The 22,004-nt window shown below is 74.0% G+C and carries 12 protein-coding genes and 1 pseudogene; 8 read left to right on the forward strand and 5 right to left on the reverse strand.

Annotation, left to right across the window (positions count from 1 at the left end):
- Complete coding sequence (locus QSK26_RS14255) at nucleotides 1–969, forward strand: ferrochelatase (protein ID WP_285775581.1); 969 nt, start codon at nucleotides 1–3, stop codon at nucleotides 967–969.
- A gap of 4 nt (nucleotides 970–973) precedes the next feature.
- Here QSK26_RS14255 and QSK26_RS14260 read toward each other — a convergent pair whose 3' ends face one another.
- On the reverse strand, nucleotides 974–2,233 hold the full coding sequence (locus tag QSK26_RS14260) for a lytic transglycosylase domain-containing protein (protein WP_285775582.1): 1,260 nt from the start codon (nucleotides 2,231–2,233) through the stop codon (nucleotides 974–976).
- Nucleotides 2,234–3,254: 1,021 nt separating this feature from the next.
- On the opposite strand from QSK26_RS14260, the gene sepH reads away from it, so the two are divergent.
- Nucleotides 3,255–6,407, forward strand: a complete 3,153-nt coding sequence (gene sepH, locus QSK26_RS14265) for a septation protein SepH (protein WP_285775583.1) — start codon at nucleotides 3,255–3,257, stop codon at nucleotides 6,405–6,407.
- 339 nt (nucleotides 6,408–6,746) lie between these two features.
- On the opposite strand, the gene QSK26_RS14270 is transcribed toward sepH, so the two are convergent.
- Entirely contained in the window at nucleotides 6,747–8,531 is a 1,785-nt protein-coding gene (locus tag QSK26_RS14270; protein ID WP_285775584.1) for a PH domain-containing protein, read from the reverse strand.
- Nucleotides 8,532–8,647: 116 nt separating this feature from the next.
- The gene (locus QSK26_RS14275; RefSeq protein WP_285775585.1) at nucleotides 8,648–9,163 is read right to left on the reverse strand and encodes a PH domain-containing protein; all 516 of its coding nucleotides are present in this window, start codon (nucleotides 9,161–9,163) and stop codon (nucleotides 8,648–8,650) included.
- Between the two features lie 204 nt (nucleotides 9,164–9,367).
- On the opposite strand from QSK26_RS14275, the gene QSK26_RS14280 reads away from it, so the two are divergent.
- Both QSK26_RS14280 and QSK26_RS14285 read left to right on the forward strand, forming a co-directional pair.
- A complete protein-coding gene (locus QSK26_RS14280; RefSeq protein ID WP_285775826.1) occupies nucleotides 9,368–10,336 on the forward strand; it encodes an ATP-binding cassette domain-containing protein in 969 nt (322 codons plus the stop codon).
- Nucleotides 10,333–11,160 (forward strand): ABC transporter permease, encoded by an 828-nt coding sequence (locus QSK26_RS14285; RefSeq protein ID WP_285775586.1) that lies wholly within the window; start codon nucleotides 10,333–10,335, stop codon nucleotides 11,158–11,160. Before QSK26_RS14280 ends, QSK26_RS14285 begins: the two co-directional genes overlap by 4 nt.
- 181 nt (nucleotides 11,161–11,341) lie before the next feature.
- Here QSK26_RS14285 and QSK26_RS14290 read toward each other — a convergent pair whose 3' ends face one another.
- On the reverse strand, nucleotides 11,342–14,611 hold the full coding sequence (locus QSK26_RS14290) for an AfsR/SARP family transcriptional regulator (protein ID WP_285775827.1): 3,270 nt from the start codon (nucleotides 14,609–14,611) through the stop codon (nucleotides 11,342–11,344).
- Nucleotides 14,612–15,160: 549 nt separating this feature from the next.
- Nucleotides 15,161–15,406, reverse strand: a pseudogene (locus QSK26_RS14295) (AfsR/SARP family transcriptional regulator); the annotation flags it as partial.
- A gap of 93 nt (nucleotides 15,407–15,499) precedes the next feature.
- On the opposite strand from QSK26_RS14295, the gene QSK26_RS14300 reads away from it, so the two are divergent.
- The 4 genes from QSK26_RS14300 to QSK26_RS14315 all read left to right on the forward strand — a co-directional run bounded on the left by QSK26_RS14300 (nucleotide 15,500) and on the right by QSK26_RS14315 (nucleotide 21,856).
- A complete protein-coding gene (locus tag QSK26_RS14300; RefSeq protein WP_285775587.1) occupies nucleotides 15,500–16,075 on the forward strand; it encodes a YbhB/YbcL family Raf kinase inhibitor-like protein in 576 nt (191 codons plus the stop codon).
- 183 nt (nucleotides 16,076–16,258) lie between these two features.
- The gene (locus QSK26_RS14305) at nucleotides 16,259–18,310 is read left to right on the forward strand and encodes a hypothetical protein (protein WP_285775588.1); all 2,052 of its coding nucleotides are present in this window, start codon (nucleotides 16,259–16,261) and stop codon (nucleotides 18,308–18,310) included.
- Nucleotides 18,311–18,411: 101 nt separating this feature from the next.
- Nucleotides 18,412–20,757 (forward strand): SulP family inorganic anion transporter, encoded by a 2,346-nt coding sequence (locus tag QSK26_RS14310; protein ID WP_285775589.1) that lies wholly within the window; start codon nucleotides 18,412–18,414, stop codon nucleotides 20,755–20,757.
- Between the two features lie 88 nt (nucleotides 20,758–20,845).
- Entirely contained in the window at nucleotides 20,846–21,856 is a 1,011-nt protein-coding gene (locus QSK26_RS14315; protein ID WP_285775590.1) for an NAD-dependent epimerase/dehydratase family protein, read from the forward strand.
- Nucleotides 21,857–22,004 lie beyond the last annotated feature (148 nt).

Here is a 22,004-nt window from a genome sequence, read left to right on the forward strand (position 1 = left end):
ATGGGGAACTATGACGCGCTGGTCGTCGTGTCCTTCGGGGGACCCGAGCGGCCCGAGGACGTGATGCCCTTCCTGGAGAACGTCGTGCGCGGGCGCGGCGTGCCGAGGGAGCGGCTGCTGGAGGTGGAGGCCCACTACCAGCGGTTCGGCGGGGTGAGCCCGATCAACGGGCAGTGCCGGGACCTGATCGAGGCGCTGCGGCCGGAGCTCGACCTGCCGATCTACTGGGGCAACCGCAACTGGGACCCGTTCCTCGCGGACACCGTGCGGCGGATGGCCGCCGACGGCGTGCGCCGCGCCGCGGCGTTCGTGACCTCCGCCTACGCGGGCTACTCCAGTTGCCGGCAGTACCGCGACGACATCGACCGGGCGCGCGACGCCGTCGAGGGCGCGCCGGAGATCGTCAAGCTCCGGCACTTCTTCGACCACCCGGGTTTCCTCGCCGCCAACGCCGACCACGCGCGGGAGGCGCTGGACCGGCTGCCCGCGGAGGACCGGCGGGACGCGCGGCTGGTGTTCACCGCGCACAGCATCCCGCTGTCCATGGCGGCCACGGCCGGCCCGTCCGGCGGGGCCTACGAGGCGCAGCTCCGCCAGGCGTCCTCGCGGGTGGCGGCGGCGCTCGGGCGCGACTCCTTCGACCTGGTCTGGCAGAGCCGCAGCGGCCCGCCCCAGGTGCCCTGGCTGGCCCCCGACGTGTGCGACCACCTGGACCACCTGAACAAGGAGGGCGTCGAGGCCGCCGTCCTGGTGCCGATCGGGTTCGTCTCCGACCACATGGAAGTGGTCTACGACCTGGACGTGGAGGCCGCCGAGCGGGCCGCCGAGCTGGGCATGCGGGTGACCAGGGCGGCCACGGCGGGCGTGCATCCCCGGTTCGTGTCGATGGTCCGCGAGCTCGTCGAGGAGCCCGAGCCGACGGCCTGCCCGGCGACGTGCTGCCCGGCCCCGGCCCGCCGTCCCGGCTGAGGTCTCACGAGTCGCCCGGGTACGCCGCCGCGAACGACCGGGCGACGCCGAGCACCTTGTTCACGTAGTCCCAGGAGTGGTTGTAGAACCAGATGGCCTTCTCCAGCTTCTTGCCGCCCTGGTTCGCGCCGTTGGCGCACAGGTAGTTCGCGGCCGAGGGGACGGCGTCGTACGGGCTCCAGATGTCGGCGGTGCCGTCCCCGTCGCCGTCCACGCCGTACGCCTTCCAGGTGGCGGGCATGAACTGCATGGGGCCCAGGGCGCCGGCGGAGGAGGGACCGTTGTTGCGGCCGTGTGAGCTCTCCACCTGGCCGATGGCGGCCAGCACCGTCCAGGACAGGCCGGGGCAGACGCCGGCGGAGAGCCGGTAGAGCTCCAGGTAGCTGCCGGGGCGGCCGACGAGCACCCGCTGCGGCGCCGCCGGGGGCCGCTTGCGGGTGACGTCGGAGGCGGCCTCGGTGGTGCCGGTGGATCCGGAGGCCGCCCGGTCCTTGGCCGCCTCCCCCACGGCCATCGCCTGGGCCCCCGCGCCCAGCGCCCTGCGCACGCCGCCGAGCGCGGTGGCCTTGCCGCCGGCGCCCTGCACGAGGACGGCGACGCCGGGCAGCAGGCCCATGCCGCGGCCCACCTCGGCGGAGACGACGCCGTCCACGCCGGGCAGGCCGAGCCGGGCCGAACCGGCGACCCGCAGCCGCGGCCCGCCGTCCACCTGGTACGACGCGCCCAGCACCAGGCCGAGCCTGCGCGCCCCGCCGGCCTCGGCGATCAGCTCGCCCCGCTCCAGCGCCTCCCACACGGCGGGCTGGTCGGCGACCGGCTTCGGCGTCCAGGACCGGAACTCCGCCGGTTCCACCGCGAGCAGGTTGACCACCTGGCCCGACACCTTCACCGCGCCGGCGTCGAAGGCCGCGACCTTCTGCACGCCCTTCAGCTTGGAGATCGCGTCCATGGTCTGCGGCGGCACCGAGGAACGCGCGATCGCGAAGACGCTCGGCGGGCTCGGGGTCACCCCCGGGCCGCCGGTCGGACGCGGCGCGGCCGGCGTGACGGGCGCGGGCGCGTGCGGCTCGGTGGTGGGAGTCAGGCGGTCCAGCGCCGTCACCGGGATCTGCTGGGCTACCGGTTTCTCCGCTTTCTCCGCCGCGGGCGGGGTCCGGTCGCGGCCGATCAGGTAGAGGCTTCCGAGGACGGCCGTGAGCGCGGTCGACAGGACCAGTCCGGCCACGAGGGCGCGCATGAGGGGGGACCTGGGAAGCGCGGACATCGGACTCACGTTAGCGTTAACCGCCCACATCCGTACTCGATGTCACAAAGATTCACCCGATTTCGAGTGAACCGTGAGCCAGGGTCACCGTGCACGGCCGACCGCCCCCATGCCGCCGGCGCGCGGAAGGTCCACGCCGTGGGCGCCTGGAAGGGGAGCGCGGCGGCCGGGCCGCGCCGAAGGCTGCCCGGGGTCAGGGGTTTCGTGGTCGCCGGCTCCGCCGGGCGCACGCCGATGTCGCCACTCGGAATCGGCATCGGCATCATCCTCCTCGTCGGGTCGTCCGGCGCCACGGGGGCGTCCCGGGCACCGCGTCGATCGGCTTCTCCGCTCCGGTGACCGGGCGCCTGGTGGACAGGGTCAGGTTCTCATCCCGCCGCCCCTCCCGCACGGGGCCGCGCTGATCGCCCTCATGGCGTGCGCCGGATCCGGCGCGCCCATCCGGGCGCTCTCCGGGGGGGTCCAGCTCGCTCGGCGGTTCGGACGGGCCGCACGCCGCGTTCTCCTTCGAGCCGGGGGCCGGCGAGGTGCTGCCCACGCGGAGGCATCCGTGCGTCACGCGCTCGTAAAGACCTCGCACGGAATGGTCGCGCGGGCGTGTCCCGCCGGTGCGCCACGCCGTGTGACGGGCACATTCGGGACCGCTCTTCGCCGCCGGACCCCTAGGGAGTATGTTCGGAGATGACCGTCCCCCACCGTCCCAGTCGCTCAACGCCCAGACCGCCCATCCCTCCCTCACCGCGTGCGGCTCACAGCAGGGCCCTCGGCGACTATTCGCCGAAGTCCGAGGCGTCGCGGGGCCCGATCGGAAAGAATTCGTCGAGGGCCGTGTGCCTCCCGCCCCACAACAGCGGGATGTAGGCCGATGAATGCGGCGAATGTGACCGGCGTCACATCCTCGGGGGCACTGTCCAGGAAGGCGATGTTCGGACATGCCGGGTACGGTGCTGGCAGGCAACCGGCACACGCGAGAGACTCATGGGTCCGGGGGAAGATTGAGCACGACGACGAAGGGACTCGCATGCAGGAGCTCCGTCTCGTCGCGGTGAGCGAAGACGGCACGTATCTCGTGCTGGCCACGGCCGGCCGGGGTACGCGGTTCACGCTCCCCGTCGACGACCGGCTCCGTGCTGCGGTTCGCGGCAACTTCTCCCGTCTCGGCCAGTACGAGATCGAAGTGGAGAGTCCGTTGCGTCCCAAGGAGATCCAGGCTCGGATCCGAGCCGGTGAGTCCGCCGAGGAGATCGCCGCGACCGCGGGCATCCCGGTGGAGCGGGTCCGCTGGTTCGAAGGGCCGGTGCTCCAGGAGCGGGAGTACGTCGCCCAGCAGGCGCAGCGGGTGGCCGTACGGCTCCCCGGCGAGTCCGTACCCGGCCCGACCCTGGGCGACCTGGTCGCCGAGCGGCTGACCCGGCGCGGCGTGCCCGCCGACGAGATCGACTGGGACTCGTGCAAGCGCGACGACGGCATGTGGCGGATCAAGCTGGGATTCGTTTGGAACGGTCACACGCGGCACGCCGAGTGGCTCTTCGACCCGCGCCGCCGGCACATCTCCCCGCATGACGACGAGGCCCTGCGCCTGTCCGCCTCCGACTACGTCGAGCCGGCCGCCGACACCACGGTGACGCCGTTCGTGCCGCGGGTGGCCAAGCTCCAGCCGGTCCCGCCGCTGGCGCCCGAGCCGCTGATGCAGCCCCCCGTCCACTTCCCCACGGTCGTACGGCACGAGCCGCCCGGCCCGCCCGAGCCCGCCCCGCGCCCGTACACCCCCGCCGCCCTGTCCCGCTCCGAGCCGCCCGCCCTGCCACGCGCCGAGCCCGGTTTCGGCACGCCACGCGACACCGGCCACGGAACCCCGCGCGACACCGGCCACGGGACACCGCGGGACGCCGGCCACGGCACGGCACGCGACACCGGTTACGGGACATCGCGCGACACCGGTTATGGGACATCGCGCGACACCGGTCACGGGAGCCCGCGCGACGCCGGTTACGACAGCCGCGAGCCCGCCTTCGGCTCCCACCGCGACGCCGACCCGGCCGCGTCCCGCCGCCCAGCCCATCCTTCCCAGGGCGTCCCGCAGCTTCCCCAGGGCTCGTCGCACCCGTCCCAGGCATACGCCCAGGGCGCGGCGCACAGCTCCCACGGTCAGGGCCAGCCGCCGCGTCCGCAGGCCCCCGCCGCCCACACCACCGCCACCCAGCTCCCGCTCATGCAGCCGCACGAGCCGTCCGCAGCGGACCCCGCCAACGGGCAGGCCCCGGCCGGACCGCCCCCGAACGGGCAGTTCCCGAACGGCCAGCCGCCGCTCGCCGAACTCCCGGTCGGCCGGCTCCCGCTCGCCCACCTCCCGATCGGCCACCCCCTCGCCGGGCAGCCCCAGCAGGGCCAGACCCCGAACGCCCCGACGGCGAACACACCGGCACCCGGCGTCCCGGCACCGGGCGTCCCCGCACCGGGCCAGGCGCCGAACGGACAGGCCGCCATCCAGCCCACGGCCGCACAGCCCACGACCGGGCAGTTCCCGGCCGGGCACGCTCCGGCCGAGCAGGCGGTGCAGCACGGCCATCCAGCCCAGCCTCAGGCAGGCTCGTCCCCTACGGCTTCCGCCCCGGCCCCGGCCCCGGCCGCACAGCCCGCGGCCCCGGCCACACCCACAGAGGCGACAGCCGCCACGGGCACACCCGTGACAAATACGACAGATGCGGGCACGTCCACTGCGGACGCGCCCGCCTCGGGCGTATCCGGCCCTGCGCCGGCCACCTCGGGGACAGCCGCCCCGGCCTCTCCTCCACCCGCCACGGCTCCGCACCCCACCGCAACGCCTCCGGCTCCCGCCGTACAGACCACGCAGCCGCAGACCGCGGAGACCGCGCAGACGCAGCAGACCGCGGAGGCCGCACAGGCACGACCGGCGCACCAGCAGACCGCACAGCCGCCGGCCGCACAGGCACAGTCCGCCGCACCATCCGCCTCCGAGGCTTCGGCCGCCGGGAACGCCCCGGCCACCGCGACCGCTTCTGCTTCCGTGGACGCTCCCGTTGCCACGGGTGCTGCGGGCGCGTCCGCCGCTGGGGCTTCGGAAACGGCCCAAGCGAGCGTTCCCGAGGCGGCTCCCGCGGGTGCTTCCGCGGCTACGGATCCCGCCGCTCAGCAAGCCGTTTCGCAGCCCGCCACGTCGCCCTCCGAGGCCCCGGCCGCCACCCAGGCGTCCCAGTCTCCGTCGGCGACGGCGTCACAGCCCGCCGCCGCCCGAGCGGCTTCCAGCACGCAGACTCCCGCCGGGGCGGCCACCGGGGACACGGCGACCGCGTCCTCTGAGGCGGCCTCGCCGTCGTCCGGGAAGGCGGAGACGGCCACGCCGCTTTCCGAGGGCCAGGCGGAAGCCGTACCCGCGTCCCAGGCCGGTGGAGAGGTCGCGACCGCGTCCACCACCCCGGCCGATGCCGCACAGGCCGAGGCTCCCGCGACGAGCCAGGAAGCCGCCGCACCGAAGGCACCGGCGCCCACTCCCGCGCCTCCGGCCACGCCCGGCGTCGTCCCCTCCGCCGCGCCTGCCACGCCTGCGGGTACGCCGGTCGCCACGCCTGCCACGACTCCGGGCGCGCCGGTCGCCACGCCTGCCGCAACGCCGGGTACGCCGGTCACCACGCCTGCCGTGGCTCCGGATGCGCCCGCCGTACCGGATGCACCGGCTCAGCCCGTGAACGTTCCGGCGCCCTCGGGGCCGGAGTCGCCGGTCGCCCCGGCGGCTCCCGCCGTACCGAAGACCGGCACGGCCGCACCGGCTCCCGCCGCTACCCCCGCGACCCCCGCCGCGCCCGCCGCGGCGACGGCTGAGGGAGCGGGTGGCGAGGGCGCGGAGAGCGAGGCCCCGGCTCCGGCCGCGCCTGCCGCCAAGCAGCGGGAGGCGGGCAAGCCCACGCCCGCGGTACCGGCGGCGAGGGTCGGCGGAGACGGCAAGGGCAAGAAGGACGAGGCCAAGCGCCAGGAGGCCGAGGCGCCCGCCGAGCCGCCCGCGGAGGAGGCGGCCGAGGCTCCGCCGCAGCCCACTCCCCCGCCCGCACCCGCTCCCAAGCCTCCGCCCGCGAGGCCGGCGAAGAAGTCCCGCAGCCGCCGCGCCTCCGTGCCCACCTGGGACGAGATCATGTTCGGCGCCCGCCGCCAGGACTGACCACGCCCGTGACCCGAAGAGGGCGCCGTCCACCAGGACGGCGCCCTCTTCCGTTCCGGCGGAGAACCACCAGTACCCCCACATCCCACGCCGCACACGGAACGGGCCAGAGGACACCGATATCCCGCTCCAGATAGGAGGCGAACCCACAACGCCCACTCCGGAAGCGGACGGCAGAAGATCCACATCCAAAGCGACCCACTTCGGAGGCGAACCCTGAACCACCCACATCACACGCGGGCCCGGACCACCCACATCAGAGGCGAGCCACGGACCACACACATCGGAGGCGAGTGCTGGACCGCCCGCTTCCCCTTCCGGTCCGGAGGGGATGCGAGGTCAGGTGGTGGGGGGATCCGTGGGGGAATGGGCGGCGGGGTGGGGGATGGTGAAGGGGGAGAGCCAGTCGGGGGTCACCTCGGCGGCGAAGGCGGGGCCGTCGGCTTCTGAGACGTCGATGGCCTCGTAGCCGCCGACTCCGGCTCCGACGCCGGCGATCACGGTCATCAGCGCGACCCGCCGCTGGAACCACGTCTGGCGGAAGGTCCAGCCGACGACGGCGCGGCGTTCGACCACGGCCTGGGAGCGGCGCAGGGAGCCGGAGCGGACGGACAGCCGGGTGCCGTCGTAGGTGTGGCCGAGCGAGCGGTAGCGGTCGAGGCCGAGGGGGACGCCGGCCAGGGCGAGCAGCAGCGCGAGCACCGGCAGGACCCACCAGACGCCGACGCCGGTGGTCAGGGCGGGCACGGCGCCGAGCGCGGCCAGCGCCAGCCAGGGCGCGATGGCCCGGAACAGGCGCCGCTTCCTGGCGGAGGGTGGGTGCGTGCGCAGCGGCGCGGTCAGTTCGCCGACGGCTTCGCGGGTCACGTCCAGTGCCGCGGCGCGCGGTACCACCGGGAGCAGTTGCCCACGGTTCTGGGAGTCGCCGAGCCCGGACACGATCGCCCACACCCGTGCCACCCCGGCCCAGCGTTCGGCCAGCGCCTCGACGATCTCGTAGCCCCTGACCCTGCGCCGCTCCAGCGACACGCTGCGCCGGTTGACCAGACCGCGCTCGGCGACGAGGTAGCCGTCGCGGGCGCGGAGGGTGAAGTCCCAGTTCAGCACCGAGTACATCAGCACGCCGAGGAACGGCATCGCGGCGATGAGCAGCAGCGCGGCGGCCACCAGCAGGTAGGGCCGGTGCCACAGCCACTCCCCGATGCTGAGGGCGGTGCGCCCGCTGACCCCGAACTGCTCCGCCCACTGGAAGAGCACGCCCACGGCGCCCGCCACCAGCGCGAACGGCGTGAACAGGTAGGCGCCGGAGAGCGGGCCGAAGGTCAGCCACTTGCGCGGTACCCGGAGGTAGACGGTCTCCGGGGCGACCTGCCGTACCGCGGGCTCGCCTGCCCCGGTGAGGGCCGCTGCGTCGCCGGGCGGCAGGGTGGGCGGCGTGGTCCCGGCGGTCGCCGGCGTCGCGTCTGGGGCGTCCAAGGGCCCGTGCGGCGGCATCTGGCGGGCCGTACCGGGAGCGGCGTCCGGGGTCTGCGCCGCGCGTACCCGAGACGGGCGCAGGAGGAGGGTCCTGAGCCGCTCGGCCTCGGCCAGGGTGACGCCGTCTAGCTCGCCTTCCTGCTTGTCGGCCGAGCCGTGCGCGGCCGTGTCGATCCGCAGTACGGCGAGGCCGAGCAGGCGGTGCAGCGGCGGTGTGGTGACGTCGACGCCGCGGACACGTTCCAGCGGGATGGTCCGCACCGAACGGCTGACCAGCGACCGGGTGAGCTCCAGGCGGTCGCCCACGATCTGGTACGTGAAGGTGGCCCAGCGCAGCACCGAGTAGGCCACCGAGCCGACGACCGCGACCGCGGCCCAGCCGAACGACGACGGCGAGAACCCGCCCACGAAGAGCACGCCCGCCAGCGGGAGCAGCAGCGAGGGCAGCATCCGCACCGGATCGATCAGCAGCACCAGCGGGCTCAGCCGCGACGGCACGGCCTCCGCGGGCATGCCGTACGGCGGCGGACCGGGAGGCCCCTGCGGCGGGACCCCGTACGGCGGGCCGGCATGCCCCTGCCCATGCCCCTGCCCATGGCCCTGCCCCGGGCTCTGCGCCGGGCTCTGCGGCGACGGCCACGGAGGCACGGGCCCCTGAGACGGCGGGCCCTGGGGGTGTTGCGGGGGCGCGGGGACGGGCGGGGTGGGACCGGGGGCCGGGCGGTCCGGTGGCCGGGAGGCGGGATCGGGGTCCGGAGGGTGGGTCATGTGGCGTCGTCCCTCAGCTCCTCGGCGCGATGGGCGAGGCTCTCGGACAGCCGGGCCGCGACCGTGTAGTCGAGACCCTTGATCGTCGAGGATCCGGCGTAGGAGGCGGTGCGGATCTCCACGGTGGCCAGGCCGAGCAGGCGCTCGAACCACCCCTGCGCCTTGTCCACCGTCTGGATCCGGCTGACCGGCACGAACACCCACTCCCTGCTGATCCAGCCGGACCGGGCGTAGACCACGTCGCTCGACAGCTCCCAGCGGTGCACCGCGTACCGCCAGAAGGGCTCGATCACCACGAAGGGCGCCATCAGCACTCCGACGGCGACGGGCAGCCACCAGACGTTGTCCGACAGCCAGCCGGGCACCCACGACCAGCCGCTGCCGTCGATCCACACGGCGGCCAGCATCGAACCGCCGACCAGAAGCGCGAACCCGAACAGCGCTTCCAGCAGCCATAGCGTGATGGCCCGCCGGGAGACCCGGTTGACCGGATCGCGTAGTGGGACGCTCACCGCACCCCCTCGCCCATGCCGCGGGCATCCGCCACCGCGCTGTCGTACGGCCTCGCTCGCTCGCTCACGTTGCCCAGCCTAGAAGGTCCGATGCGTCGAGATCGAGAAGAAGGGTCAGCGGACTGTCAGCGGGCGGAGCGGCGTCTCAGGGAAATGTCAGTGGTCTGGTCCACTCTGGAGTCCTACGACCAGAAGGAGATGAACATGGGTTATGCCATCGAGGCAGAAGGGCTGGTGAAGCACTATGGCTCTACCAAGGCTCTCGACGGCGTCGACCTCGTCGTGCCTCAGGGGCGCCTGCTCGGGGTGCTCGGGCCCAACGGGGCGGGCAAGACCACCGCGGTGCGCGTCCTCGCGACCCTGCTCCGCCCCGACGCGGGCAGGGCCACGGTGGGCGGGTTCGACGTCGTCCGCGAGGCGCACCAGGTGCGCTCGCTGATCGGCCTCACCGGTCAGTACGCCGCGGTCGACGAGATGCTCACCGGGGTGGAGAACCTCGTGATGATCGGCCGCTTACTCGGACTCTCCCGCGCGGAGGCGAAGAGCCGGGCGGGCGAGCTGCTGGAGCGGTTCGCGCTGACCGAGGCGGGCGGGCGCGCCGCCAAGACGTTCTCCGGCGGCATGCGCCGGCGGCTCGACCTGGCGGCCAGCCTGGTGGGCAGGCCGCAGGTGCTCTTCCTCGACGAGCCCACCACCGGCCTCGACCCGCGCAGCCGCACCGACCTGTGGGACGTCGTGCGCGGCCTGATGGCCGACGGCGTCACCGTGCTGCTCACCACGCAATACCTGGAGGAGGCCGACCAGCTCGCCGACGACATCGTGGTCTTCGACCACGGCAAGGTGATCGCCTCGGGCACCTCCGACCAGCTCAAGGCGACCACCGGCGCGCAGGTCCTGGAGGTCAGGCCGCTGGACGGGGACCGTCTCGACCTGGTCGCCCAGGTGGTCGGCGAGATCATCGGCGCCGCTCCGGAGACCGCGGGCGGCCGGGTGACGGCCGCCGTGCACGACCCGGCCGTGGTCCCCGTGATCGTGCGCCGGCTCGACGAGCTCGGCGTCATCGCGTCCGAGCTGTCGCTCCGCAAGTCCAGCCTCGACGAGGTGTTCCTGGCCCTGACCGGGCACCGCGCCGAGGACCAGCCCGCACAGGAGAAGGAAGAGGTCCCGGCGTGACCGCCCTGACGACCCAAGCGGCGCCCGAAGCGGCGCCCGGGAGGCCGACGTCCCGGCGCGTCGGCCCCGCCGCCACGCTGCAGCAGACCATGACGCTGGCCTGGCGGAGCCTGGTGCAGATCAAGCACAACCCGTGGGAGCTGCTCGACCTGAGCATCCAGCCCATCATGTTCGTGCTGCTGTTCACCTACGTGTTCGGCGGCGCGATCTCCGGCTCGACGGGCGACTACCTCCAGTTCGCCCTGCCCGGCCTGCTCGTGCAGAACGCGCTGTTCTACACGCTCACCACGGCGATCGGTCTCAACACCGACATCACCAAGGGCGTCTTCGACCGGCTGCGCAGCCTGCCCATCGCGCGCACCGCGCCGCTGTCCGGGCGGATCATCGCCGACACGTTCAAGCAGGTGTGGGCGTTCGCGCTGCTGATCGGGTTCGGCATGCTGCTGGGCTTCCGGATCACGACCGGGGTGGCCGGTCTGCTGGGCGCGCTGGCGCTGCTGGTGATCGTGGCGCTGGCGATGTCGTGGATGTCGGTCCTGATCGGCCTCAAGGCGACCAGTCCCGAGAAGGTGCAGATGATCGCCTTCTCGGTGATGATGCCGCTGACCTTCACCAGCAGCGCGCTGGTCAGCCCGGACACCTTCCCGGGCTGGCTGGAGTTCTGGGCCGACCTCAACCCGGTCAGCCACCTGTCCGACGCCATCCGCGGCCTGCTGATCGGCGGCGAGGTGGGCGGCCCCGCGATGATCTCGCTGCTCTGGGCGGCCGGCTTCGTGGTGGTCTTCGCCCCGCTGGCCATCCGCGTCTTCCGCAACACCGCCTGACGGGCGCCCGTCGCACCGGCGCCGGACGACGTGCCCTCCGGGGGCGCCCTCCGGATGCCTTCCCGGTGACCGGGGGCGTCCGCGAGGGCGTCCCCGGGTGGTCCGGGGCCGGGAGCGGCGGCTGGGTCACTCCCCAGGGTGGTAGCGGGGGCGCTCCCTGGGAGGGTGGCCGGGTCCCAGGTCAGGGGTGGCGGTCGGGAGCGGGCGCCGGTTGGGAGTTCAGGTGGGTGCGGACGAGGGCGACGACGTCGTCGCGGGTCAACGCACGGCCGACGGCGAGGTGGACGGCGAAAGCGTCGTCGCCGAGCTCCGCCCGGACCGCCGTGTGCACCCGCACATGGTCGTACTCGACGACGGCCGAGACGCCCATGATCACTTCTACGCCGCCGAGCAGCCTGGCGGCCGCCCCGGGCTCACCTGTGGCCAGCGCGAACGACGCGGCGCCGACCACGACCAGCCCGATCAGCTGCGCGTCCCAGGTGTCCAGCACCTCTTCGAGGGCGAGGGAGTGCAGCCGCCGCGCCTCGGCGAGGTCCCCCTCCTGCTCGGCCAGCAGCCCGAGCGCGCACTTGAGCGACGAGACCAGGTGCGGCGGCGTCCCCACCACCGTCTGCGCCAGCCTCAGCGCCTCCATGTAGTTCGCCCTCGCCCTGCCGAGGTCGCCGGCCTGCCGGGCGAAGTCCCCCAGCACTCCCAGCACGCCGGCCTGGCCGACCCGGTCGCCCGCCTGGATCACCATCTCGGCCGCCTCGGTCAGCGTCGACTCCGCCGCCTCCCGCTCGCCGAGCGCCTGCAGCCCGAGGGCCAGCCGGGCGCACATGTAGGGCGTGTCCTCCACCGCCCCGAGCTCGTCCATCGCGGCCAGCGCCTCGCGCATCAGGGCGACGGACCGTCTGACCTCGCCGCGCAGATAGTGCAGGTCGGACAGCGAGCTGAGCGCCGTGCCGATCCCCCACCGGTCCCCCAGCTCCCGGTACCTGGCCACCGCCGACTCGAGATCGTCGCGGCCCTGCTCCACCCGGCCGTTGTTGAGATGCAGCAGACCACGGAACATCAGCCCCGAGGCGACCGCCCACGGATCGGGGTGCACCAGCAGGTCGGCAAGGAACCGCTCGTCCTGCGGCCGGTCGTCCCCGAAGAGCACCAGGGACGGCACCGCGAGCGCGGTCAGCGGGTGCGGCACCGTCTCGCGCAGCCGTACCGCCTCCTCGTGCATGGCCAGCAGCATCGCGCGGGTGCCGTGCCAGGAGAGGGCGGAGGCCATCGCGTTGATCGCGTAGACCGCCGTGGCCTGCGCGCGCAGCTCGGGCGCGGCGTGCACACCGATCTCCAGGGCCTCCCGTGCCCGCAGCGCCCCGTCGAGCCGGTTCCCGCGCAGCCACCAGTACCAGCCGAGCGCGCCGACCAGCCGCAACGCCGGTTCCGCCAAGCCGCTGTCGATGGTACGGCGGAGCGCGGCGGACAGGTTGCCCTGCTCCTCCGCCAGCCGGGCCAGCCAGTCGAGCTGCTCGGCGCGGCGCAGCCACGGGTCCGCCTCCTCGGCCAACTCGGCGAAGTACCGGGCGTGCGCCTCCCGCAACAGCTCCTGCTCCCCGGCCTCGGCGAGCTGTCCCGCCGCGTAGACGCGGATGGTGTCCAGCATCCGGTATCTGCCGGTGTCGAAGACGACGAGCGACTTGTCCACCAGCCTGGCCAGTACCTGGAGCACGTCGGCCGAGTCGAGCCCGGGACCGGCGCAGACCCGTTCGGCGGCGTCGAGGGTGGCGCCCTCGGCGAAGACGGCGAGCCTGCGCACGAGGACGAGTTCCTGGGCGTCGAGCAGGTCCCAGCTCCACTCCACGACGGCACGGAGCGTCTGGTGCCTCGGCAGCGCGGTCCTGCTGCCCGCCGTGAGCAGCCGGAACCTGTCGTCGAGCCGGTCGGCGATCTGCCCGGTGGACAGCGCGCGCAGCCGGGCCGCGGCCAGCTCGATCGCCAGCGGCATGCCGTCCAGCTCCCGGCAGATCCGGGTGACCGCCTCCGCCTCGTCCTCGACCCGGTAACCGGGGCGCACCGCCGCGGCCCGGTCGGCGAACAGGCGCACGGCCGGATACGCGGCGGCCTCGGCGGGGTCCGCCCCCGACGGCGGCAGGCCGAGCGGCGGCAGCGTCAGGGTGATCTCGCCGGTGATGCCGAGCGGCTCCCTGCTGGTGGCGAGGATGCGGATGCCGGGACACTCGGCCAGCAGGCGGTCGATGAGCCGCGCCGCCGCCTCGATCACGTGCTCGCAGTTGTCCAGCACGATGAGCAGCCGCCGCCCGGAGAGCGCCTCGGCCAGGTGGTCGTCCGCCTCCCGCGGCTCGGTCGGCTGGACGACGCGCGGCGTGGCGATCTTGTCCCGTACGTCGAGCGCGGCCATGATCGCCAAGGTCACCTCGGCGGGCTGCCGGGCCGTCGCCAGCTCGACCAGCCACACCCCGTCGGGCATCGTGTCCGCGACCGCCTCGGCCGACTCCACACCGAGCCGCGTCTTGCCCGCCCCGCCCGGCCCCAGCAAGGTCACCAGCCGATAATCCCGCAGGTGCGCCCGTACCCGCTCCACGTCCCGCTCCCGCCCGACGAAGCTGGTCAGCCGAGCCCGCAGATTCCCACGCCGCCCCGGCCCCGCGGATGCCCCGGCCACCGCGATGTCCCCGCCCGGTACGACGGTGTCCACGAGCGGGGCGGCGGCGAGCGGGGCGACCTGCGGGGCGGGAGAGGTGCCCGGCTGCGCGGCGACGGAGTCGGCCGAGGCGCCGACGGGGGCGACGGGGGCGGCGGGGTCTGCCGAGGCAGTGTGGGGCAGGGCTCCGGGCTCGGCCGAGGCAGTGGGGAGCGGGGTGGTGAGCTCCGCCGAGGCGGCGGCGACGGGGGTGGCGGGCTCTCTTGGGACGAGGATTGTGGGAGCGGTGCCGAAGGGGGAGGCGGGGGGTTCTGTCCACTGGCCTCGGAGCATGGACAGGTGGAGGTCGGCCAGGGTGGGTGAGGGGTCGGCGCCTAGCCGGTCGGCAAACGCGGAGCGGGCCTCCTCGTAGGCGGCCAGCGCCTCGACCTGGCGGCCGGCGCCGTACAGGGCGCGCATGTGCTGGCCGCGCAGGCGCTCGCGCAGCGGGTGCGCGGCGATGAGGGCGGGCAGTTCGGCGGAGACCTCCGCGTGCCGGCCGAGCCGGAGGTCCGCCTCCATCAGGTCCTCCGTGGCGGTCAGGCGCAGCCCTTCCAGCCGGGCGATCTCCACCATGGCGACCTCGACGGCGGCGAGGTCGGCGAAGGCGGGACCGCGCCACAGCGCGAGAGCCTGCCGCAGCACGGTCGCCGCGGCGCCGGCCTCCTGCGCCGCGAGGGCACTCCCCCCTTGGGCGGCGAGCGACACGAACCGGTACGCGTCCACCTGACCGGGCTCGACCATCAACCGGTACCCCAAGGCGTCGGCCACGATGAGCCGCGCCCCCGCCCCCCGGACATCGCGCCCGTCCCCCGCCCGCCTAGAGCGCCTCCCCCCGGCCGCATCGGACAACGCCTCCCCCACACGACCGGAGCCCACCTGATCCACCGGACGGGACAACCCCTCCCCCGCACGACCCGAGCCCACCCCATGAACCAGACCGGTCAACGCCTCCCCCGCACCACCGGAGCCCGCGTGATCCACCGGACCGGACAACGCCTCCCCCGCACGACCCGAGCCCGCCCCATGAACCAGAGGGGACAAAGCCTCCCCCGCATGACCGGAGCGCGTCCCTTCGGCCGAATCGGAGAACCCCTCCCCCGCGCGACCCGAGCCCGCCCCAAGAACCGGACCGGGGAACGCCTCCCCCATGGAGCGCGCCCCCTCCACCTGACCGGGACCGGGCGACGCCTCCCTCATGTGGCCGGGGCCCGCCTGCCGCGTGGGATGAGGGGACACCCCGCTCTGGCGTGTCTCGTCCGGCTGGCCGGTCGGCGGCTCCCCAGCGCCGACGGGGCGTGGCCTCGGGCGGGGGTCGGCGAGGGTGGTGCGGAGGCGGGAGACCAGGGCCTGGAGGGCGTTGCCGACGCGGGCGGGCGGGCGGTCCCGCCAGACGCCCTCGATCAGGGTGTCGGTGGGGACCGTGCGGCCGGGGGTGAGCAGAAGAAGGGCGAGAAGCGCGCGCAGGCGGGGGCCGCCCACTTCGACCGGCTCGCCGTCAACGCGAACTTCGAGGTGGCCGAGGACCCCGAAGCCGGTTCGTGTGTCCAAGCTCACCCCCCTCATCCCTCGATTGTGGCGGATTACCGGTCATTCCGACGCCATAGAACCTCGCGATCCGGTCAGCACATCTTCCAGATCCGCGTAGCATCATCGGGCATGGGACAGCCGAAGTCGTCAACGCGCACGAGGCGCGCCGCCGCTCACGCGGTGGCGGCCGGTGTGATCGCGGTCACCTCCGGCTGTGGGTTCCTGGGCGGCTGGTCGTCGTCGGCGCAGGTGCTGGATTCGATCAGTGTGTCGAGTCCCCGCCTCAGCGAGGGCGCACCGCTCCCAGCGGCCTACTCGTGCAAGGGATCGCAGGGCAACCCGCCGCTGCGCTGGTCCGGGGTGCCTTCCCCCGGGACCAAGTCGGTGGCGATCGTCGTCGACGATGACAACGCCATCGAGGGCGCGCAGGTACATTGGGTGCTGTTCAACATCGACCCGCGCACCACCGAGGTGGGCGAGGACATCGCGGAGAGCCTCCCCGAGGGGGCCCTGCAAGGACGCACGACCAGCGGCAAAGTGGGCTACTCGCCTCCCTGTCGCCCCGCGGACAACTATCGTTTCACTGTCTACGCACTCAAAGACAAGCTGGCCCGTCAAGATGGAGCGGCCCTCTACGACACCTTGAGGGGCATCGCGGATCTGACCATCGCCCGAGGTCGGCTGACTGCGGTCCACATCGAGTGACCTGCTCGACACCGGAGGTAGTAATGGTTACCAATTCTTCACTTAGGGTGTGACAACGGTCATAGTGGTCCGACACAATCAGATCCAATCGCTGAGCGTTGGTGATCAAGGGGGGCAGGTCGCGTCGATGGCCGCGCGATCTCACCGGCGCCGCTGGCAGGCCATGGCCTTGAGGGTGGTGCAATGATCGCGGTCGTAGCAAGCCTGGTCGCCGTCGTGCTCCTCGTGCTCGTCGTCGTGGCACTGGGCATGCGGTCCATGAACCGCCGGGAGAGCGCCCTACCCGCCGACCGTCTGAAGAAGATGGCCGAGCAGGCGGAGAAGGCTACCGAGCTTTCCTCCGACGACTTCGCCAGCAGGGAACCACGGGTCGACTACTTCAGTCCGGACTTCAGCCCCATCGACGACGAGCCGAAGCCCAAGTCGGCCAACCGGCAGCGTGGCGCCGCCCGCCCGGGCGGCGGGCGTCCCGCGGGCCGTCCCTCGCCCCGCCGGGCGCAGCAGAACGCCGCGCGGGGGAGGCGCGGCGTCGACGAGTGGGGCGAGTCCGACGACTACGACGACGACTACTGGAGCAGGGTCCGGTCCGACGAGGGCGGTTTCGGCGGCGGCACCATCGCCGCCAGGTACGGCGCGGAGCGTCCCCTTGAGGACGAGGAGGAGCCGGGCGAGCCGAAGGCCGCGCCCGATCCCAACGCGGCGACCGTGCAGGCTCCGCTGCCGACCCGGTCACCGGCCTCCTCCGGCGCGCCCCGCGCCACCGGTTCGAGCGACCTCGCCGACCTCGTCGAGCCGGTCCGCCCGGCTCCGCCCAGCCCCGCTGCCGCCGCCGCCGAGCAGAAGACGGTGACCTTCTCCGCCCCGACCCCTGAGGCGCCGGCGACGCCGCCCTCCGGGCGCGGCCCGGCCGCTCCGGCCTCCCCGCCGCCCGCCCAGGGCGGCACCCCGCGCCGTACCCCGGCCGGCCCGGCCAGGCGCGGTTCCGGGGGGAACTCCGCGCGCCGCACCGGTGGCCGTCCCGAGCCCCGCACCGGCGGCAGGCCCGACCCGCGTACGGCGGCGCGGCCCGACCAGCCGAGCGCGCCGCGTCCCGGTTCGCGGCCCGACCCGCTCAACTCCCCGCGCGGCAACGCCCGGCCCGACCCGCTGACCGCGCCCCGTGCCGAGCAGCGGCCCGACCCGCTCGGCACGCCCCGCCCGGCCTCCCGCCCCGACCCGCTCGCCGCCGCCGCGCCCGACCCGCTGACCGCGCCCCGCCCGGCCTCCCGGCCGGACCCGCTGGCGTCGCGGCCCGCCGCGGCCCGCCGCGACCCGCTGAGCGACCCCTTGAGCGACCCGCTGGCCACCGGCCCCTACACCGCACGGCCGTCGCGCGCGGCCGACCCGCTCGACCCGGCCGGGTCCGGCCTCGGTTCCTTCCCCGCCAACCCGCTGGCGGGCGGCCCCATGCCCGCCACCACGTCGAGCGGCGCGATGCCCGCCGTGCCGTCGTCCACCGGGGTGCCGTCGGCGCCCCTGCCCACCGGCGGCCCCGTCTCGACGGGTCCCCGTGGCGCGGAGCCGGTCGCGCCGGTGACGTCGCTGTCCAGCGGCCAGTTCGCCGCCCCGCAGGCGCCCGGCACGGGCCCGTTCACGCCTCCGGCGTACAGCGCGGCCGACCCGTTGAACACCTCCGAGCCGCAGGGTTACGCCTGGCAGGGCACCGCCGACATCCTCGACGACCCCGGCGCTCCGGCGTCCGCCGCGTCGTCGGGCGCGTGGCCTGCGCAGCCGAGCCCCTACCAGCCGCCCGCGCCCGCCGCCCCGGTGACGCCGGCCGCCACCTACGACGCCTCCTACACCGCGCAGTCGTCCTACGAGGTCAGGTCCGGCTGGGCCACCATCGACGACTCCGACACGGTCACCGGTCCCACGCCGGCCGCCTCCACCCCCACGGCCCCGGGCAAGGTCGTGTCCGCCTACGACTACCCGCCCCCGGCCGGGAACGACGTGCTCTCCGGCGAGGCCCCGGGTTACTCCTACGACCCGGCCCGCCAGCCGGCGCCCGCGCCCGCGGCGCCGGGCGCCTGGCCCGAGCAGCAGCCCGCGGCCGGCAACGGCAGCTGGCCCACCTACGGCGAGCTCTACGGCACCACCGCCGAGGCCCCCCGGCCGGTGCCCGACGGTTCCCCGTCCGGCGGCCGTGGCGGCCACCACCGGGCACCGGACCCCGACTATCCGGACTATTACCGCTGACCTCGATTTCGTTCTGATGTGTTGACTTCTCCCACCCCCACCCGCACAGACGTCTCGTAAGCCCTTAAGACTTGTCAGGCCCTCGTCATAGGGTCTGTGACATGACGAACACTCTGAGTGAGGGGACGACTGCGAAGCGTCGCCTCACCTCCGTGCTCAAACATGACCTGCCGGCCTCTCTGGTCGTTTTCCTTGTGGCCATGCCGCTGGCGCTCGGCATCGCCGTCGCCGCCGGAGCGCCCCTCGCGGCCGGGGTGGTCGCCGCCTGTGCCGGCGGCATCCTGGCCAGCGCGCTCGGCGGCTCCGCCGTCCAGGTGAGCGGCCCCGCCGCCGGCATGGCCGTGGTCGTCGCCGACCTGATCCAGACGTACGGCTGGCGCGCCACCTGCATGATCACGCTGCTGGCCGGCGTCGTGCAGTTCCTCCTCGGCGTCTGCCGGGTGGCCAGGGCCGCACTGGCCGTCTCCCCCGCCGTCCTGCACGGCATGCTCGCCGGCGTGGGCGTGGTGATCGCCCTGTCCCAGCTGCACATGCTGCTCGGCGGCGCGGGCCACGGCTCGCCCCTGGACAACCTGGCCGCGCTCCCCGCCCTGGTCATCGGCGGGCATCCGCACGCCGTCGCCGTCGGCCTGCTCACCATCGGGGTCCTGCTCGGCTGGAACCGGCTTCCGCGCCGCGTGCGGGCGCTGCCCGCGCCGCTGGCCGCGCTGCTGGTCGCCGCCTCCGTCGCCGCCGTGCTCGACTGGGACGTGACCCATCTCGACCTGTCGCAGAATCTCGGCGAGTGGGCGCCGCCCGTCTGGCCCGCGGCCGAGTGGCCCGCCATCGCGGCGTCGGTGCTGCTGGTCGCGCTGCTCGCCGGGGTGGAGTCGCTGCTCAGCTCGGTCGGGATCGACAAGATTCACGACGGCCCGCGGGCCGACCTCGACCGGGAGCTCACCGGCCAGGGCGTCGCCAACATCGTGAGCGGTGCGCTGGGCGGGCTGCCGGTGGCGGGCGGCATCCTGCGCAGCACGGCCAACGTCCGCGCCGGCGGCCGGACCCGCTGGTCGGCGATCCTGAACGGCGTGTGGGTGCTGGTGTTCGCGTGCTGGCTCGGCTGGACGGTTCAGATGATCCCGATGGAGGCGCTGGCCGCGCTGCTGGTCTTCATCGGCGTGCGCATGGTGAAACCCGGGCACATCCCGCAGTTGCGCGGCCATGGCGAGGTGCCGGTCTACGTGGTGACGTTCCTGGGCGTCGTGCTGGTCGGGCTGGCGGAGGGGGTGCTGATGGGTCTCGGGCTGGCGGCGGTCCTCGCCCTGCACCGTCTCACCTGGGTCACCATCCGGCTGCGCCCGGAGCCGGGCGGGCGCTGGCACGTGCTGATCGCGGGGTCGCTGACCTTCCTGGGCGTGCCCAGGATCACCGCCGGGCTGCGCGAGATCCCGCCCGCCGCCACGGTGAACCTCGACCTCAACATCGACTTCATGGACAACGCCGCCTTCGAGGCGCTGCACGCCTGGCGGCTGGAGCACGAGCGCTCCGGCGGCACGGTGGACATCGACGAGATCCACGACGAGTGGTATGCGATGGCAGCCAGCGGCGCGCGGATGTTCCCCGCCAAAACGCCGCTGCGCGGGCCGGACCACTGGTGGCTCCCGTGGGCCTACCGCCGTCCCCGGGCCGCCGGTTACACCAGGCCGCATCCGCACCGCCCGCCGGGGCTGGGCCACCGGCCCGGTTCCGGCCGGCCGGAGCCGGTGCGGGAGACACCGACAGCCCTGGACCAGCCGCCACCGGGGCCGCCGGGCGGCGGGCCGGTCGCGCCGGAGCTGCTCGCCGGGGCGCGCGAGTTCCATCGCCGTACGGCTCCGCTGATCCGGCCGATCCTCACCCGGATGGCCCGCAAGCAGGAGCCGTCCCACCTGTTCATCACCTGCGCGGACTCCCGCGTCGTGCCGAGCCTGATCACCGCGAGCGGCCCGGGAGACCTGTTCACGGTGCGCAACATCGGCAATCTGGTGCCGCGCAAGGGGGCGGCGCCGTCCGACGACTCGGTGGTGGCCGCGATCGAGTTCGCCACCCAGTACCTCAACGTCCGCACGATCACGGTGTGCGGCCATTCGGGGTGCGGGGCGATGGCGGTCCTGCTGAGCGGCGGCGTGACCGCGGGTGAGATGCCCGGTCTCCAGCGCTGGCTGCGGCACGGCGGGCACACCCTGTCCAGGTTCATCGAGGGTGAGCCGCGGCCGGATGACGGCCTGGAGCCGCTGGACCGGCTGTGCCGGGTCAACGTGATGCAGCAACTGGCCAACCTGCACACCTATCCCCAGGTGAACGAGCTGGTCGCGGCCGGGCGGATGGAGCTCGTCGGCCTCTACTTCGACATACCCTCGGCCCGGGTGCACGTCCTGGACCGCGAGCGCTTCTCCCCGGTGGGTGTCCCCGGGCAACGCATCGGCTGATCCCGGATTCCTCCGCTCCCGGCGCGTCGCTTGCGCTGGCAGTGAAAGGACGATGTCCGCGCCGGGAGTGATGCGAAGAATGACGGTCATGCGAATACTCATCTTCGGTGGTTCGGTCTTTCTGAGCCGCGCGATCACCCTGACGGCGTTGGACCGCGGCCATGAGGTGACCACGTTCAACCGGGGCCAGAGCGGTTCCGACCTGCCCGGCGCCGAGGTGGTGCGGGGTGACCGCGCGGTGTCCGACGATCTTGAGCGGCTCGTGGCGGGTCGCGAGTGGGACGCGGTGATCGACGTCAGCGGCCGGGTGCCGCGCGTGGTGGGAGAGTCGGTGCGGCTGCTCTCCGGCCGCGCCGGCACCTACGCGTTCATCTCCAGCATCTCGGCCATCGCCGAGTTCGGGGCCAAGCCGGTGGACGAGGGCTCGCCGCTGTTCGCGTGTCCCTCCGACGCCGCGGAGGGCGAGTACGGCGCGCTGAAGGCGGGGTGTGAGCGCGCGGTGGAGGAGGGTTTCCCGGGCAACAGGCTGATCGTCCAGCCGGGTCTCATCCTCGGCCCGGATGAGAACGTCGGGCGTCTCCCCTGGTGGCTGACCCGGATCTCGCACGGCGGGCAGGTGCTCGCGCCGGGCGACCCGGCCAGGGCGATGCAGGTCATCGACGTCCGCGATCTCGCGGCGTTCGTGGTGGACCAGGTCGAGGCGGGCACCTCGGACCGGTTCCTGGCGAGCGGCGTGCCCGCCAACGTCACCTACGGGGAGTGGCTGGCCGCCTGCGCCGAGGTGACCGGCGCCGACGCCGAGTTCGTCTGGGCCTCCGACGAGTTCCTGCTCGGCAAGGACGTCCAGCCGTGGACCGAGTTGCCGCTGTGGGCGCCTCTCATGCCCGGCTTCGAGCACGTGTGGGAGCCGTCGTCCGCCAAGGCGCTGGCCGCCGGGCTGCGCTGCCGTCCGGTGGCCGAGACGGTCCGCGACACCTGGGAGTGGCTGCGCGAGATCCCCGAGGCGGAGCGCAGTTTCGGCACCGCCATGCTGAACCACGGGATCGCCCCGGAGAAGGAGGCCGCCATCCTCGCGGAGTGGCTGGCCCGCCCTGCCTGATCGGTCTTGTGGGTAGTTTTCCGCAGAACCGGTGGCCCCGGACTGCTTAGTGTCGGCATGCCCGCCCGGGCCATTCCCCCGGACACCGCGGCGGGCCGGTCCATTCACTCGGACCCCGGGGCGAGGCCGCCCTACCCGGCGCCTCGCC

Source organism: Microtetraspora sp. NBRC 13810, from assembly GCF_030268685.1.
In the GTDB taxonomy this organism is placed as follows: domain Bacteria; phylum Actinomycetota; class Actinomycetes; order Streptosporangiales; family Streptosporangiaceae; genus BSRQ01.